Source organism: Catenulispora sp. GAS73 (assembly GCF_041262085.1).
Taxonomy (GTDB): domain Bacteria; phylum Actinomycetota; class Actinomycetes; order Streptomycetales; family Catenulisporaceae; genus Catenulispora.
Map to the genome: position 1 here is coordinate 1 of NZ_JBGCCM010000010.1, position 17274 is coordinate 17274.

Annotated in this window: 6 protein-coding genes and 1 pseudogene; all 7 read left to right on the forward strand. The window is 70.9% G+C overall.

Annotated elements, in window-relative coordinates:
* Positions 1 to 246 precede the first annotated feature (246 nt).
* The 7 genes and pseudogenes from ABH935_RS16695 to ABH935_RS16725 all read left to right on the forward strand — a co-directional run bounded on the left by ABH935_RS16695 (position 247) and on the right by ABH935_RS16725 (position 17103).
* Complete coding sequence (locus ABH935_RS16695; RefSeq protein WP_370378799.1) at positions 247 to 3081, forward strand: zinc dependent phospholipase C family protein; 2835 nt, start codon at positions 247 to 249, stop codon at positions 3079 to 3081.
* On the forward strand, positions 3078 to 4415 hold the full coding sequence (locus ABH935_RS16700; protein WP_370378800.1) for a hypothetical protein: 1338 nt from the start codon (positions 3078 to 3080) through the stop codon (positions 4413 to 4415). Before ABH935_RS16695 ends, ABH935_RS16700 begins: the two co-directional genes overlap by 4 nt.
* Before the next feature lie 127 nt (positions 4416 to 4542).
* Positions 4543 to 7866 (forward strand): hypothetical protein, encoded by a 3324-nt coding sequence (locus ABH935_RS16705; RefSeq protein WP_370378801.1) that lies wholly within the window; start codon positions 4543 to 4545, stop codon positions 7864 to 7866.
* The gene (locus ABH935_RS16710; protein ID WP_370378802.1) at positions 7863 to 13997 is read left to right on the forward strand and encodes a toxin TcdB middle/N-terminal domain-containing protein; all 6135 of its coding nucleotides are present in this window, start codon (positions 7863 to 7865) and stop codon (positions 13995 to 13997) included. Before ABH935_RS16705 ends, ABH935_RS16710 begins: the two co-directional genes overlap by 4 nt.
* A 48-nt stretch (positions 13998 to 14045) precedes the next feature.
* Positions 14046 to 14903 (forward strand): hypothetical protein, encoded by an 858-nt coding sequence (locus ABH935_RS16715; RefSeq protein ID WP_370378803.1) that lies wholly within the window; start codon positions 14046 to 14048, stop codon positions 14901 to 14903.
* A gap of 284 nt (positions 14904 to 15187) precedes the next feature.
* A pseudogene (locus ABH935_RS16720) lies at positions 15188 to 16653 on the forward strand (MFS transporter).
* A gap of 39 nt (positions 16654 to 16692) precedes the next feature.
* Positions 16693 to 17103 carry a cupin domain-containing protein gene (locus ABH935_RS16725; RefSeq protein ID WP_370378804.1) on the forward strand — a complete coding sequence of 137 codons (411 nt, stop codon included), beginning with the start codon at positions 16693 to 16695 and terminating at the stop codon, positions 17101 to 17103.
* Positions 17104 to 17274 lie beyond the last annotated feature (171 nt).

The following is a 17274-nucleotide window of genomic DNA, read 5'->3' on the forward strand; positions in this document are numbered from 1 at the left end:
AGCGGATCCTTCTTAAACCCGCGCGAAGCCGTAAAAAGCTCCTAAAACCCACCAACAAACCGCACCCACCACACCCCAGCCACCCACACCCACACCCACACCCCCACCTCAAGCAAGGCCGCCCAAAAAACCACCCCCGAACATGTATCCAACCCCCGCGCCGCCGCACTGAACCCATGCAGGAAGACGGACCGCGGGCGGACTCATCCGTCCGGCTCGGCCGTAGCAACAGGGGGGTGTGGCCTCATGCCGGGGCATTTCACGCACGTCTACACAGCGCGCAGGCTCGCTGACTGGCTGGAGGGCCAGGAGAGCTTCAACCCGAACGACCAGGCCGGAGTGACCGACGGGCCCGGCGGGGGCATCGCGGCTCTGACGGGCGCCGACGGACTGACGCCGAAGCACTGCGGCGAGCTCATGAAGAAGTGGCCGAAGTACACGAACGTCGGCGCGATCGGGCCCGACCTGTTCTTCTTCTGCCAGGACTACTCCAGTGGGCCCCTGGCCGAGTTCCCGTTCCAGGACGACCTGATCATGCTCGCGATGTCGGTCTACTACTGGATCGACCACGCCAAGGACGAGGATTGGGAGCCGCTGGTCGTCATCTTGGCCGAGGTGGACCAGACCTTCGCGAAGGTCGTCAGGTTCCTGATCAAGCTCCGGAAGATCTGGGCCGACTTCATCGCGGTCTGGGACGCCACGGTGGGCCCGATCGTCGACACCGCCGCGAATCTGCTCGACGACCTGTCCGGCGGCGTCATCAGCGCGGCGGCGACGGCGTGCAGCGAGCTCGTGACCGCCCTGGTGAAGGTCGCCGAGGAGGAACTGGTCACGTTCACGGACGTGTTCTCCTGGTTCTCCCTGAAGATGCGCGTGGGCTGGGACGAGCAGGCGTTCGTGTGGAGCGACATGCTCCACTACCGCAAGACCAATCAGATGGCGCAGAACCTGCTGGCCGAGGCCAAGCGGCAGTTCGCCCAGGACGGCGACCAGGACAAGCTGGAGCAGTTCCAGGCGTTCGCCCTGGGCTGGATCGCCCACATCGGCACCGACGTCATCGGCCACTCCTTCGTCAACGAGCAGGCCGGCGGCCCCTTCCGCACGCACTGGCAGCGCCACCACGTGGTCGAGAACCACATCGACGCCTGGAACTACCGGCAGGCCCGGAGGGACGGCACGGGCACTCTGCCCGCCGACGACCTCGCGGCCGACGACGTGTACCCGGACCTCGGCCGTTCGGCCTTCGTCTACGCCGTCGCGCTGGACGAGGACCACCCCAACGGATGGGAACGCCCTGCGACGCTCCCGGCCGACGCCGCGGCCGCGAAGGCCGCCGTCGACCAGGACGGCTTCATGCCCCAGTGGCTCGCCGACGGCATCGTCCGCGCGCTCATCGCCACCTACCACGACGACGGGTTCCCCGAGCCGGCCAACCTCGGTGGCAGCACGTTCCAGAACGGCATGGGCACGGTCCGGACGAAGCTCGAACAACTCCTCAACGACGCGGGCATCACCCTGAACCAGCCGCTGGACGACGTGCTCGCGGCGGTCGCCCCGACGCCGTCCTTCGACGTCCCGCCCGGCTTCCCGCTGCCGTGGGAGGTGCAGACCTCCTACCGCTTCATGATCTCCTACTACCGCCTCGCGTTCTGGTCCGGCTTCGACCTCGACAAGCCCCGCAAGCCCGACGTCATCGAGTGGCCGCCGGCCTCGGCCTTCACGGACCTGGCCAGCCCGCCGGACTTCTCCGGCGTCGACAGCAGCGACCCGATCGAGGACGTCTGCGCGATCCTGCTCGCCCTGCTGACGTGGCTCTTCAAGGAGGGCGAGGCGATCGTCAACCTCGGCGGCGACCTCGTCAAGACGATCCTGAGCCCCGGCACGTACCCGGTGCGGTGGGCGCTCTACCAGCTGGCCATGTACGCCTGGGACATCGTCAACAACACGCACGAGGTCCTGGCCCACATCGGCTTCGAGATCCCGCACGGCGAGCTGCGGTACCCGGACAACGACGAGCTGCGGCAGCCGAACGAGATCGACGAGAACCTGATCAAGCTGGGCAGCACGGTCGACAACGCGTTCCTGCAGGCCCTCGCCGACGCCACCGATCCGTTCGGCCATCTGGACCGGGACCCGTCGCTGATCGTCGAGCCGACCAACCCGCGCAACGACCGCTACCCGCTGTTCCCGGTGCGCCCCAAGCAGGACAGCGGCGACGCCCCCAACGAGTTCCGCCGCCCCTGGGCGTACCCGGTCATCTCGCGCCGCGACGACAACAGCGTTTACGCGACGCCGACCGAGACCTCGGACGTCGTCGCCGAACTCGACCACGCCGGAGTCAACGCCCGGCTGAGCGCCGAGATCCTGGCGATCCTCGGCAAGCGCGCCGGGACGACGGTCAGCGGTCCGTACCCGGCCGGCGTCACCCCGGACCAGGTGCTGTTCCGCACCGACCGGCCGATCACGCCGGCCCAGCGGACGGCGTATGAGAACGCTGTCACGCCTGCGCACACCGACGCGATCAACGAGTCGGTGATCGGTCGCGACCCCGGCACCGACCACAGCCCGCTCGGCGACCCGATCCCGTTCGCCGCCTACCTCATGGGCCGCATCGTGGACCCCGCCGGCGGACCGGTGGCCGACTTCAACCTCGACGCCGACCGCGGCTACGGCTACCGCTGCTGGGACTGGATCCGCGGCTCGGAGATCGGCCACGACCACCGCGGCGACGCGTTCCAGCAACCGGTCGCGCAGCCGGAAGGCAGCCCGACCTGGCAGGGCGCTCCTCCGGACGCACCAGGGCAGATACCGGTGCAGCTGCACTACTTCGACGGCCTGCCGATCCCGGGAGGACACCTCCCGATTCCGGGGCCGGTCCCGGGCATGGCCGCTCCGCAACCCGCCGGAGCGGCAGCGGGTGGCGCGACGGCTCCTGCGCGGCCCGCGGGGGCGGCACCGGCCGCAGGCGCGGCACCGGCGGCCACGGCTGCTACGGCTGGCCCGAATCCGAACCAGCCGCTGTGGAAGCCGGCTGAGGACACGAACGCACAGACGCTCTTGACGAGGAGGCCGCCGAAGTGACCACGAACGATCTGCCGAAGATCGCCGCGGCCGCGGTCGCGGCCCAGCGCGACACCGGACCCTGCGACACCGAACCCTGTGCCATCGAACCCCGCGCCATTGAACCCTGCGAAGCCGGAGGCGACGTGCGCAGCGACGCGATGAGCCTGGTGCGCCAGGCCTTCGATCTGGCGGCCGACGTCATCGAGGGCACCGCAGGAGGATGTAGCTGCGGATGCGGCCGATCAGTGCCCTGCCGGCCCGCCCGCGCGCACTGCTCTCACTGCAACCGCCGTGGTTGCGCAGGGACCTGCGGCGGAGCCTCGGGCGGCGGTACCCCCGGCGACTGTACCGGTGACGTCCCGGGACGGCCGGGTCGCGTACCGGGAACCGTCAGCGGAGGCCCGTACGGCCACCCGATCACTCCGGGCGACCTCGGCTCGCTCCAACCGGGGAGCCTCAGCCCCCTGCCACCGACGGTCTGGCCGGGGGTGCGCAAGAACCTCTACCTGCCGTACCTGTTCATGCGCGGCAACCCCGGCGACACGGGAACCCGGCCGCTGGACGTGTTCTGGGAGAGCCCTGACGTCTACATCCTCGCCGGAGTCGCCCCGGACCTGGCCCCGCCGATCCCGCCGCAGCTGGGGCAGGTCGCCCTGGCCGGCCAGGACAACACCGTCTACGCGCACGTGTGGAACCTGGGCCGGGCGCCGGCCAACGAGGTGATCGTCGAGTTCTACTGGTGCAACCCGTCGCTGGGCTTCAACCCGGTCGGGGCGCACCTGATCGACACGGCCGTGACCAACCTCGGCGCACGCGGCGCCGGCGACTGCCACAAGGTCGTGAAGTGCCCGACGAGCTGGCGCGCGACCTACGCGAACGGCGGCCACGAGTGCCTGCTGGTCCGGATCTGGGACGTCACGGCCGACCCGATGACCACCCCGGAGTGGGACGCGCGGGTCAACCGCCACCTCGGACAGCGCAACATCCACGTCGTCCCCGCCGTCGGCGGCGACGGCGCGCTGCCGCTGAAACTGTCGGTCGGCCAGCTGTTCGGCCAGAACGCCGACATCGCGGTCGCGCGCCACGCGCCCACGACGATGCCCTGGCTGCAGCTGCACGGCGGGGTCCGTGGAGCCTTCCCGACCCAGGCCATCGGCACCGGCGCGATCACCCTCGCGGCCCCCGGGCAGATCGGCACCGGCGCGGCGGTCCAGGCCGCCGGCGACGACGCGCAGGTCGTCTTCGCCACCGGCGACCAGACGCCGCCGCCGGGCCACGCCCAGGTCTACCGGGTGACCGCGAGCCAGGGCGGCCAGGTCATCGGCGGCTACACAGTCGTCCACACGGGCTGACGGCCCGGCGCGCCCTGACCGGGGCGCGCCCCAGTAACGGCGCGGCTCGTCCGCTGGTCCCCGTCCGGCAGGCGGGCCGCGCTGCTCGAACCTGTTCCGAACATGCTTCTCACAGAATCGGCATGCCATGGCCATCGACGTCCGCCAGACCACTTACACGACGATCCGCGACGCCCGGTACTTCCAGCTGGTGCCGGACCTCTCGCATCCCGACACGGTCCTCCTCCAGCAGATCAGCGACGCCCTCACCGCAGCCGGCTCGGACTTCGTGGCCCGGCGCTACCAGGACGCGATCGCGGACTACAAGAAGGCGCAGACGCTGATCTGGTCCCAGCTCGACCCGGGTCTCAAGGCGGGATCGAGCTTCGTCGGGCGCGTGCCCTTCGACACCGCCAGGCTGAGCATGCTTCTGGAGACGTCGCTGAACTGGCTCAGTGTCCTGCCAGTCCCCGGCCCCCTGAGCCCCGTCAACCCGCTGGGCCGGGACAGCGCCAAGGAGTTCCCGGCCTTCGACCAGGTCGGCCTGCTCGCCCCGGCGGTCTTAACGCCCGCGAGCGCGGAGGCGGCCAGTGCCGCGCGGCTGTCGGCCATCTTCACCGCGCAGGGCAGCAAGGAAGCCGGCACGAAGTTCGAGCGGCACGCGGTCTCCCTGGACCGGAGCGTGGCGGACGCCGTCCTCGCCCTTCCGGCGGACGGCGGCATCACGCATCGGGTCGCGTCGCTGTTCACCAGGGCCCTGACCCGCACGGCGAGCCAGCCGAGCGCCCTGGCGGCCGAGCAGCTCTCCTCGGGTTCGGCGGCGGCGTCGGCCACCTCGGCAGCGGCCGGCGACGCAGGCCAGAGCGCCGCGGTGGCGCCGATCATCACGACCATGAGCGAGGACGTCACGGTCCTGCCGACGTCCCTCACGCAGCAGCGGCAGATCGGCGTGGCGACGGGCTCGCTCGGCTCGACACAGCAGATGAGCGTCTCGTCGTTCGACTTCGCCGTCGGAACGATCCCCGACTCGGCGTCGATCGAGAAGTACGTCTACGCCTCGCGCGTCGGCCTCAGCATCCTGCCGGACGTCCTCGCGCAGCCGATCAGCGGCAGCGACTTCGTCCTCTCCCTGGCCCACACGTTCTACTTCATCATCCCGATGGGGCTCGGCGACTGCTACACGGCGCTCGGCGACTGGCCGAACGCCGAGACCTGCTACCTGCGGGCGGCGGCCTACCAGTACATCAACACCCAGGTCGAGGCGCCGCAGTTGTGGGCGAAGATCGCGGCCCTGTATGTCGCGTGGGGCGACAGCCTCTACCGGAACGACGACCCGCCCAGCGCGCTGCCGATCTACGAGCGCATCGTCACCCAGGCCGGCGCCGTCCCGAACAGCGTCCTGTACACCACCACCGGGATCGGCGCCGGGGCACAGGTCGCGCGGGCCGTGATCCCGACGCTCGCGCAGCTGATCGGCAACCCGGCAGCCGTCGCGGCGGTCACCAGTCCGGCGATCGTCGGGCCGATCATCGACGCCTTCGTCAAGCTCGGGCAGATCAAGGCCGGCCTGGACTTCCACGGCCACTGGGCGCCGTCGGTGCCGATCTGGACGTTCGAGTACCTCCAGGAGGTGGCCGGCCAGTTCTGCCAGCTCGCCGTGACGGTCGAGCAGAACGTCGTCAACTACTGGGACCGCGCCGACCAGGCGCAGCTCACCCGCCTCCAGCTGACCCAGCACGTCGCCGACTGCCAGGCCGAGGCGGCCGCCGCGACCCTCCAGGTCCAGGCGGCGAGCGCCGAGGCCGCCGCCTACCAGGCCGGCCTCGCCCTGGCCGACCTGCGTGCGCAGGACGCGACGCAGAACGCCGCCGACTATCAGAGCTCGCACAGCCAGTCGATCCTCTACGCGGCTGAGAGCAGCGAGGTCAGCGGCGGCGACGACGGCGACCCCGACTACCTCAACTCCCTGGCGGACCAGTTCCAGAGCGGCCAGACGATCTCCGGCGACAAGGGCGACATCGGCGCGGCGGTGCAGTTGGTCTCCAGTCGGCTGAGCCTGCAGTACGAGGTCGCGTCCATGCAGCGGACCGCGACCGAGATGCAGGGAGCCGCGGCTCAGGCCGCCGCGGAGGTCACCGCGGCCAACGCGAGGGTCGTGGCCGCGCAGGGGCAGGTCGCGCTCGCGCAGCTGCACACCTCCGAGGCCCAGGCCGTCGTCGGCGCGTTCGACGACATGACGTTCACCGCGGGCGTGTGGAAGGCGATGGGCGACCGGATGTACCAGGTCTACCGCCGCTACCTCGACATGGCGCTGCGGGCGGCGAAGATGATGCAGAGCGCGTACAACTTCGAGAACGACACGTCGATGACCGTCATCCGGGCGGACTATTCCACCGACGAGATCCGGGGCCTGCTGGCCGCCGACATGCTGATGGCGGACGTCCAGTCGTTCACGGACACGCTCCTGGGCACCCGGCGCACCAAGGCCCAGCCGGTCACGCACGTCCTGAGCCTGGCCACCCGGCACAGCTACCTCTTCGAGACGCAGTTCCGCAAGACCGGGCAGATCGCCTTCGACACCACGCCGGACGACTTCGACCTGGCGTATCCGGGCACGTACGGCGGCCGGCTCCGGCACGTGGAGGTGACGCTCGTCGGCCTGACCCAGCCCACCGGCATCTTCGCCACGCTGACGTGCGGCGGCCTGTCGTTCTACCGGACGCCGACCGACACCTGGACCGACCAGGACACCGACCACATGCGCCGCCGCGTCCAGACCGCCGAGACCCTGGTCGTCAGCGACTTCGACCGGCGGACCGACCCGGCCGCGGCCCTCGGAGACCCGCACGAGACCGGCATCCTCGCCGGCGCCGGCGTCATCGGCAGCTGGGTGCTCGACGTCCCGATGGAGGTGAACGATCTCGACTACAACCTCGTCACCGACGTGCTCGTCACCTTCACCTACGACACGCGCTACGACCCCCAGCTGGCCACACAGGTGCGCCAGATGCTCGACACCCAGCCGGGCGCCCACACCACGCAGATCGGCCTGCCGCTGCGCTGGCTGTACCCGGACACGTTCTTCAACCTGGTGAACAACCACACCGCGACGCTGACGGTCGCGCCGTCGGACCTGCCGCTCAACCACACCGCGACGCAGCTGACGCAGGTCGGTCTGCTGGTCACCACCTCGGGCGGCCACTCGCCGTCCGCGCTGACGCTCGACCTGACGGCGCCGGGCGCGGGCAGCCCCTCCGCGGCGGTCACCGACACCGGCGGACTGGCGACCAGCACGACCACGGGCAGTCCGCTCACGACCCAGCTGGGAAGGCCGGTGGTCGGCGACTGGACCGTCACCGTGCCGGACACGGGCAATCCCGCGTGGACGACCTCCGGCGCCCTGGACCTCACGTCCCTGGCCAACCTGACGCTGATGCTCGAATACAGCTACACCCCGCGGAGCGCGGCATGACCGCCGCCGACCCGACCAGCGAGGAGATCCTGAAGCTCCCGCCGGGCGGAGGAGCGGTCACGTCATCGGGCACCGACTTCGACATCGACCTCAACACCGGCACGGCCGGCACGTCCCTGCCGCTGCACCTGCCGGCCGGGCCGAACGGCGTCACCCCGGAGCTCTCCCTGCGCTACCACTCCGGCTCCGGCTCCGACTGGCTGGGCCTGGGCTGGTCGCTGAACCTCCCCCGGATCACCCTGCGCCGGGGCAGGTCGGCAGACGGCAGCGCCGCACAGCCGGCACTCGACGGCGTCGGCGCACTGTATCCGCGGATCGACTCCGGCTGGGCCCCCGAGGTCGACAGCCTCGGACAGCGGATCCTCGGCGGCCCGGACGCCGGATGGCAGCTCCTTGATCCGGCCGACACCGTGCACGCACTGGGAAGCACGGCGGCGAGCCGGCTGACCGACGGCGCCGGCACCACCGTCGCGTGGCTGCTCGACTCGGTCACCGACAGCACGGGCAACGCCGTGCGGTACGGCTGGGAGACGTCCGAGGCGACGCAGCCCAGCGGGGGGAACCTGAGGCTGTCCACGGTCACGTGGGGCCGCTACCTGGTCCGGATCGTCTACGAACAGCGCCCCGACATCCTCACCGACGGAACCCTCGGCGTACTGCTGGCCATCGGCGCCCGCGTCGCCGTGATCGAACTGCACCGTCCGGACCTCGGGGCGATGAGCCTGCTCCGCTCCTGGCACGTGGGCTACGACGACGCCGGCGGCACGGGACGCAGCCTGCTGACATCGGTCGCGCAGGCCGCGCACGCCGCGGACGGCACGGTGTTGAACGGCAGCACCGTCACCTTCCGCTACACCGAGCCCGGCAAGGCCTCGCTCCGAGTCCTGCCCCGGCTCCCCGTGTCGGTGCGCCAGCCGGGCACCCAGTTCGTCGACCTCGACGGAGACGGACTCCCCGACCTCCTCGACCTGAGCAGCGCGCGTCCGCAGTGGTGGCAGAACACCGGCGGCGGCGTGTTCTCGGGGCCGCATCGCCCCCGTGCGCTGCCCAGCCCGGTCCGCATGGACCCGGGCAGCGTCACGTTCGCCGACGTCGACGGGGACGGCGCCGCCGACCTGATGGTCATGACCGAGCGCTTCAGCGGCTTCTATCCGCTCGACGCAGTCGGCTTCAACGCCGCCAGCGTGCGCGGCACGGATCCGCTCGCCGCGCCGTTCGGCCGGCCCGTCAGTTGGCGGCGGGCGCCTTCCTACCGCCTCGACGACCACCTGCTCCGGATCCTCGACCTCGACGGCGACGGCCGCAGCGACATCCTCGTCCAGAGCGGCGCGCGATGGCTCGGCTGGCTCCAGGACGCGCACGCCGGCTGGGCGGCGCTTCCGGTCGAGATCGCCGCGAGCGATCGGCCGGCCGTGGACCTCAGCGATCCGCGCGTCAGCTTCGCCGACATCAACGGTGACGGCGGCCTGGACATCGTCCGGGTGGCCGGCGCGACGCTCACCTACTGGCCGTGCCTGGGGCCCCGCCGGTGGGGCGCGCCGATCACCGTGACCATTCCATCGGCGCCGCCCAGGTTCGATCCCCGCCGTCTGCTGCTCGTCGACGTCGACGGGGACGGCTGCGCGGACGTCGTGTACCTGGACAGTGCCAGAGTCCTGCTCTGGCGGTGGTGCGGCACCAGGGCCCTGAGCGGTCCGACCGTCGTGGCGGGCATCCCGCCGACGGGCCCCGGCCACTGCCGCCTGCTGGACCTGGAGGGCACCGGCACGCCGGGCCTGCTGCTCGACCTGCCCGACGGGAAGCAGGGATTCATCGATCTGCTGGGCGGCAAGCCCTACCTGCTCGCCGAGATCAGCGACGTGGGCGCCACCACCGTGATGGAGTGGCGCACGTCCACGCAGTTCGCCGCTGACGACGCCGCGACGGGCCGTCCCTGGAGGATGTTCCATCCCTTCCCCGTGCACTGCGTCGCCGGGGTGTCCACGACGAACGCGGCCACCGGTGTGGCGACGACGACCCGCTACCGCTATCACGAGGCGCGTTACGACCCGGATGCCCGCGCGTTCCTCGGCTTCGCGCGGGTCGACCGTGACGACGTCGGCGACGCGAGCGCACCGACCACGCGCAGCACCACGGCGTTCCACCTCGGCCTGGATCCCACCGATCCGAACCGGGTCCTCACCGACACCGAGCGGCTGCGTCTGGGGGCCCTGCGACGCCGTCCGCTGTCGGTGCTCGTCCACGACCCGGTCGCCGATCCCGGCGCCACGCGTCCGGAAAGCGTCGTGCGCCACACGTACGACCTCGTCGACCGCCTGCTGGCCGACGGCCGCCACTGCTTCCTGCCGTACACCGCGAGCACGGTCGAGCAGCGGTGGGAGGGCAACAGCGCCCCGGTCAGCACGCACACCGTCACCTTCCTGAAGGTCGACGGCACCGGCATGGTGGTCGAGCAGCGGAGCGTGGTCCAGCGTCCGGGGCTCCCCGCGGACCGCGACGTCACCCTCACCCGCCAGATGGCGACCGGCGGGACGAACCTGCGGCTGCCCTGCCGGACCCTGGAGACCGACGCCGACGGCGTCGTGCTCGCCCACAGCCTCACCTTCTACGACGGCCCGCCGGAGGTCGGGCTGCCGCTCGGCTCGGCGACCGAGGGGCTGGTCACGAGAGTCGAAGACCTCGTGCTCACCGACGCGATCGTCGCGGCCGTCTGGGGTTCCAGCCCGCCGGACTTCTCGTTGCACGGCTATCACCGCCTGCCCCGCGAGGACGGCTGGTGGGTGGCGCGCTCCCGGTTGAACCGCGACCCGGCTCAGCCGACCACCCTGAAGTCCGTCAGCCCGATGGGCGCGGTCGGCACGACGGAGCTCGATCCGACGCGCCACGACGTCATCGCCGTGACCGACTCGCTGGGGCATCGCAGGACCGCTCAATACGACCCTCGCACCGGCAACGTCACCACGGTGGTGGAGTTCGACGGGAACGCCCGGCACGAATCCTTCGACGCGCTCGGGCGGGTCACCGGCTACTGGCCTTCCACGAACCCCGACGGCGACCCGATCGCGATCTGGCAGTACGACACGAGTGCCATGCCGGTGCGCGTCACCGCCATCGGCGCGGCCACGGCGGACGATCCGAGCCGGGCCGTCAGCTTCCTGGACGGTTCGGGCGCCACCATCCTTCGGCTGACGCCGACCGGGGACACCGCGCGGCCGTGGCTGGCTGCCGGCGGCAAGACCGTCAACGCTCGCGGCTGGGTCTCCGAGGCGTACCTGCCGTACACCGTCGCCGGCGACACCTACGCCGCCCCGGCGGCATCGCTGCCGCACAGCAGCTTCACGTACGATCTCGCCGGCCGTCTGCTCAGCGAGTCGCGCGCCGACGGGTCGACGGTGACGTGGACGCGGGCGCCGGGATCGGCGACCGTGAGCGTCCGGCCCGACGGCGCCGCGACGGACCGTCCGAAGGAACGGCATCTGGTCGACGCCTGCGGGCAGGTGCTGAGTGTCGGCCGCTGGGACGGGGCCCGCTGGGTCGAGCAGACGTACACCTGGGACCACCGCGGCATGCCAGTGACGATCACGACGCCCGACGGGATCGTGAACACGCTCGTGCACGATCTCCTGGGACGGATGATCAGCCACGCCAGCCCGGACAGCGGCCTGACCCGGCGGCTGATGGACGCGCTCGGGCACGAGGTGCGGACCGAGATCGCGACCGGCGCCGTCGTGACGCGCGAGTTCGACGAGATCGGGCGGCCGACCCGCTTGTGGCGCGGCGGATCCTCCGGGTCTGCCGACGTGACCTGGGAGTACCTGCTGCCGGGGGCGCCGACTCCGTCGGACGGGGAGCGCCACCGGGTCGGGCGGCTGTGGCGGGTGACCGATCCGCTCGGCACGCTGACGTTCGGCTACGACGCGGCCGGCCGGATCGTCAGCAAGGTGCGGAGCGGCTCGCACCTGGCCTGGGACCTGGTGTCCGAGGGCGAGTACGACGTGGACGGCCGCCTCACCGCGGTCACGCTGCCCGCGGCGACGTCGGGCGGGGCGCGGCGGCGGGTCGAGTACACGCACGACGGCCTCGGCCGTCTGGTCGCCGCCACAGGTGTCGTCGATCAGGTCACCTTCGACGTCTACGGTCGCACCACTGACATCCGGCACAGCAACGGGACGGTGACATCGCTTCGGTACGACGCCGTCACGGGGCAGGTCACGGGTCAGAAAGTCACGGGACCGCATGGGGAGACGCTGCGGGATCAGGCCTATGACTACGACGACGAGCACCGGCTCGTCGGGATCGGGATCGGCGGCGCGGGGACGGAGGAGACCGGCTGGTCCTACGGGTTCGACGGCCTCGGCCGACTCGCCTCGGCCACACCTACTGGCGGAGGCGGAGGAGGCGGAGGCGGAGCAGCGGCGCGGGCCTTCACGTTCTCCGACGGCGGGAATGTGCTCACCGGTCCGCTCGGCGACGCGCAGACCTACGTCGCCGGGACCAGTCGCCTGGCCACCGTCGCGGGGAACGCCTATACCTACGACGCGGCCGGCCGGATCACCAGCGCGCCGTGGGGAGACCTGACCTGGGACGCCGACGACAACCTGGTCGAGGCCGTCTCCGGCCAGACCCGCGTCCGGCACATGTACGACCACGCCGGAATGCGGGTCCTGAGCATGAGCGACGACGTCGTCTATCATTTCCAGCCCATCGACGAGCTCGTGGTCAGCAGGGACGCGACCTCGGTCCTCATCCGGTTCGCCGGCGTGGTCATCGCCTCCGCCGACGCCACCGGGCAGCTGACGTGGCACCATCCGGACGTCCTCGGCGACGTCACGCTGCTGACGGACGCGACCGGGGCGGCGTCGGCCCGAGTCCGGCTCGATCCGTGGGGCAACAAGATCGCCGGAACGGCCGCCCCCGGAACGGGATTCCTGGGGCAGCCCGCCGACCCCACCGGCCTGGTCTGCCTCGGCCACCGCTGGTACGACCCCCGGACCGGCCGCTTCATCTCGCCCGACCCGCTCGCCGGAGGGCTCTACACGCTCGGCGCGTGGAACCCGTACAGCTACGGGATGAACAACCCCGTGCTGATGTGCGACCCGAGCGGACTCACGTCGATCTGGGCGATCATCGCGATCGCCGTCGTCGTGGCGATCATCGTCGTGCTCTGCGTCGCCACGTGCGGGGCGGCGCTCGCGGGCGTCACGATCCTCGGCTGCACGATCGCCGCCGACGGCGTGGCCACCGGGACGCTGGTCGCCGTCGGCATCGGCGCGTTCGGCGGCGCCCTGGCCGGGGGGATGAGCGCCGACAAGGCCGGCGGCGACGTAATGCTCGGCGCGCTGCTGGGCGGCATCATCGGCGGCGCCTGCGCGCTGATCGGCGGCGCGATCGGCGGCGCGATCACCGCCGGCCTGAAGGGCACCGCGACCTGGGCCGTGTACGCGATCAGCGGCGGCGTGCAGGGTGCGATCGGCGGCTTCGGCAGCGGGTTCGCGTCCGGCTGGGCAGGCGGCAAGGGCAGCCTCGGCGACATGATGCTCAGCGGGGTCCGCGGCATGATCTGGGGCGCGACGATCGGCATGGTGGTCGGCGGCTTCCTCGGCGGCTCGTTCGCCACCAGCGGAGAGGACCACAGCTACCTGGAGGTCGGGACGTTCCACAAGTACGGCCTGGGCTTCGCGGAGGGAAGCAAGGACCTGACGAGCGACTTCAGCATCTGGGACAACAGCGTCGGCACCGCCTTCGACGCCGGCCAGGCCGGCGCGCACGCCGCCGCCGGCAGCTTCAGCCTGGGCAACGACGTCGCCGCCAACGTCATCGACGTCACGAACATCCGCAACGTCGGCGCCGACCTGGGATTCATCACCACCAAGATCCCCGGCACGCTGTTCGCGGTGGACGTGTCCGTCATCGCCAACGCCGTCGGGCAGAACGGCCTCGGCGCCGGTCTGGCATCGCTCAGCGTCGGCGCCGACGTCGCCGGGTTCAGCTACGCGCAGCAGGTGCTCATGCTGCTCAAGGGCGTGCCCATCCTCGGGAACCTGCTGCCCATCTTCGACGACTACGGGTCCCTCGACGGGATCAAGAAGGGGTTCAACACGTTCTACGGGAGTAGCACCGTCAACAGTTGACGCCTCGCAGGGCCCGGTGCCGAAGTGGGTTCTCGGCACCGGGATCGCATGATCCGGGACCAGCATGCGCAGTTCACCGCCGCCTTCGACACCGCGCAGTCGTTCGGGGTTCGGCTCGGCGCAGGTTGTGCGCGCGGAGTTGCGACAGGCACGATTGACATTGTGTGGGTGCTTGTTTCGATCGCCGATACCGCGGAGGGCAGGGCCTTCGCGCGTCTACGCGAAGGCGAGATCGGTATCGGTCACGAGAGCGCGCTCATCGTGGCCCTGTCGCAATCTGCGATCATCGCGGACCTGCGGGATGTCGTTGGCTTGCTCCAGCAGTATCACGGTCCCGAAGGGGCAGCGTGGTTGTCGCGCGAGCCGACCACCGGTGACGAGGATGTCATCGCCCACTATCACCGTCCCGGGTCGACCAGCGGTGCGGCGTACGGACTCAACTGGGTGGTCCCCGATGGTCCGGCCGAGAAGATCGCGGCCTATTCGTGGTTCGACCAGGATGAACGCAGCATCTACCTCGCCGATGCGATCGCGACCGGGGCACTGCCCGACGTGTCCGCGCAGGAGTATGAGGTTGCCGCGTTGTGGCAGGCGTACGCCGCGGGAACGGTGTCAAGGCGCCCGCCGCTAGGTCTGCGCGAAGATACGGTGCGCACTGCTGAACGCGCCTACGTCGACGAGCTTCGCGCAGAGGTCGCCGTCGTTGGTGAGGACCGGGACCGCTGGCACCGCCTGGGGGAGATCCGGCCACTGCCGGACGGCTCGGCGCTAGTTGTCGAGCGGGAGGAGAGCGACGGCGGTTGGTATGCCGGTTGCTACGTCGTGTCCCGTTATCCATCGGCGGATCGCCGGTCCGACGCCTACCTGATCGAACGAACGTACTTGCGGGGCCCAGGTCCTGACTAGCGCGTGGTCAAGCAACCAGGGGGTATTGGATTGGCCGGGACGTCGAGGTCGAGTTGGAGCAGGGTTTTGCGACCTGGACGATCTGGTCACGTTCGGGCGTGTCGGCGAACGAGGTGCCCGGACCTGGGCTTGGTTGTCCGCTCGGATGTCCATGACTTCCAGCGTAGGCGTGGATCGAGGCAGGGCGGCGGTATGAAGGAGGTACTGCCATTACCCGGAAGAACAGTGACTCCCCCGGCCCGGCCAAGGTGCGTTGACTGGGGGACGTGACCACACCGACCAGCATCACCGCCAGCCGGCCGACGCCGACCGCGCCACCCGCGTCGACCGCTCGCCACACCCGGGCGATCCTGGCGATCGTCCTGGTCAGCTACTTCATGATCCTGCTGGACAACTCGATCATCTTCACCGCTCTGCCGAAGATCCACACGGCGATGCGATACTCGCCGACCGGTCTGGCCTGGGTGCAGGACGCCTACACGCTGGTGTTCGGCGGGCTGCTGCTCCTGGGCGCACGGGCCGGCGACCTGCTGGGACGCCGCCGGGTGTTCGTGGCCGGGCTGGCGGTGTTCGCGACCGCGTCCCTGTTGATCGGCCTCGCCCCGACCGGCTGGTGGCTGGTCGCGGCCCGGGCGCTGCAGGGTGTGGGAGCGGCGATCGTGGCGCCGTCGTCGTTGTCACTGCTGACCGCGAGTTTCCCGGCGGGGAAGCAGCGGGCGAAGGCGGTCGCGCTGTACGGGGCGACCGCGGGCATCGGGTCGCGCCTCGGGCTGGTGCTCGGCGGCGCGCTGGCCGACTGGGTGTCCTGGCGAGCCGGGTTCTTCCTCAACGTGCCGATCGGCGCGGCGATGATCCTGCTCGCACCGCGCTACCTGCCCGAGACCGTGCGCCGCCCCGGCCGCTTCGACCTCGCCGGAGCGATCAGCGCGACCTTCGGCGTCGGCGCCATCGTCTACGCGGTCATCCACTCCGCGCAGGCCGCGGGTGGACATCCCCGGCCACCGTCACGCCGCTGGCGCTCGGAGTGGCTCTGCTGGTCGTGCTGGTGGCCGTCGAACGGCGCGCCGCGCAGCCGATCATGGCGCTGCGGCTGTTCGCCAGCCGGGAGCGCGTCGGGGCGTATCTGGCCCGGTTCTTCTACCTCGGGGCGATGATCGGGTTCTTCTTCTTCACCACCCAGTACCTGCAGGGAGCGCTCGGATTCAGCGCCTTCGCCGCCGGTGTGGCGTTCTTCCCGATGACGGTCGTCAACTTCGCCGTCGCGATGGCGATCCCGCCGATCGTCGCCCGAACGGGGCAGGCGGCGCCGCTGGCCGCGGGCGTCGTGCTGACTCTGGCCGGGATGGCGTGGCTGAGCCGGATCCATCCGGGCAGCTCCTACTGGACGGCGGTCGCCGCGCCGATGCTGCTGATCGGCGCCGGGCAGGGGCTGGCGTTCGCGCCGATGACCTCGGCCGGGATCGCCGGCGTCGCAGGTGAGGACGCCGGGGCGGCCTCCGGCCTGGTGAACACCTTCCACCAGCTGGGCATGGCCCTGGGCCTGGGCGTGTTGGTCACCGCCTCCGCGCACGCGGGCCGCAACCTGGCGTCCCCGGCCGCGGCGATCACCGCGCAGGTGCACTCCGCGCTGATCGCCGGCAGCGTGCTACTGGCGCTGTGCCTGGTCGTCACGCTCGTGCTGATCGTGCCGGCCGAAGTCGCCGCCCGGCGTGCCCCGGGCGATCCTGCAACCACCGGCGTCGGACGCTGACCACTCATAACCGAACACAACGATGAAAGAAGCCACGTCATGCAGAAGCTGACCGCACCGGCCACGGCGAAGGGGCCGTCCGAGATGTTCACCGGCGAGGTCTGGTTCGACCAGATCTACCGCGGCGAAGAACCCTCGCGGGCCCGGGTGAACGCCGTGCGCTTCGCGCCGTGCGCGCGTACGAATTGGCACGTCCACGCCGTCGGGCAGACCCTGCACGTCACCGAGGGCGTCGGCGTCGTCGCGACCGGGGACGGTCAGGTGATCGTGATGCGGCCCGGTGACACCGTCCACACCCCGCCCGGCCAGTGGCACTGGCACGGCGCGGTCGCCGACCGGTTCATGACCCACCTGGCCATCTGGGACGGCACCGGCGACCCGGACGTCGAGGAGACCACGTGGGGCGAGCCGGTCACCGACGACGAGTATCGCAGCGCCCAGACCCAGTGACTGCGCAGATCGCTGCTGAGGCCGGTATGACACGTGGGGCGGTCCAGCACCAGTTCGGCACGCCGGAAGAGCTGTACCTGGCCACTGGTCGAGGCCTACGCCGGTCCCGCAGCCCTGGCCGGCTACGAGATGCTGGTCTACTACCATGGTTCCCGAGACCGGCGCCCACCT

Coding starts and splice junctions, on each gene's coding strand:
- ABH935_RS16695 (WP_370378799.1), top strand. CDS start 247: ATGCCGGGGCATTTCACGCACGTCTACACAGCGCGCAGGCTCGCTGAC.
- ABH935_RS16705 (WP_370378801.1), top strand. CDS start 4,543: ATGGCCATCGACGTCCGCCAGACCACTTACACGACGATCCGCGACGCC.
- ABH935_RS16710 (WP_370378802.1), top strand. CDS start 7,863: ATGACCGCCGCCGACCCGACCAGCGAGGAGATCCTGAAGCTCCCGCCG.
- ABH935_RS16715 (WP_370378803.1), top strand. CDS start 14,046: ATGATCCGGGACCAGCATGCGCAGTTCACCGCCGCCTTCGACACCGCG.
- ABH935_RS16725 (WP_370378804.1), top strand. CDS start 16,693: ATGCAGAAGCTGACCGCACCGGCCACGGCGAAGGGGCCGTCCGAGATG.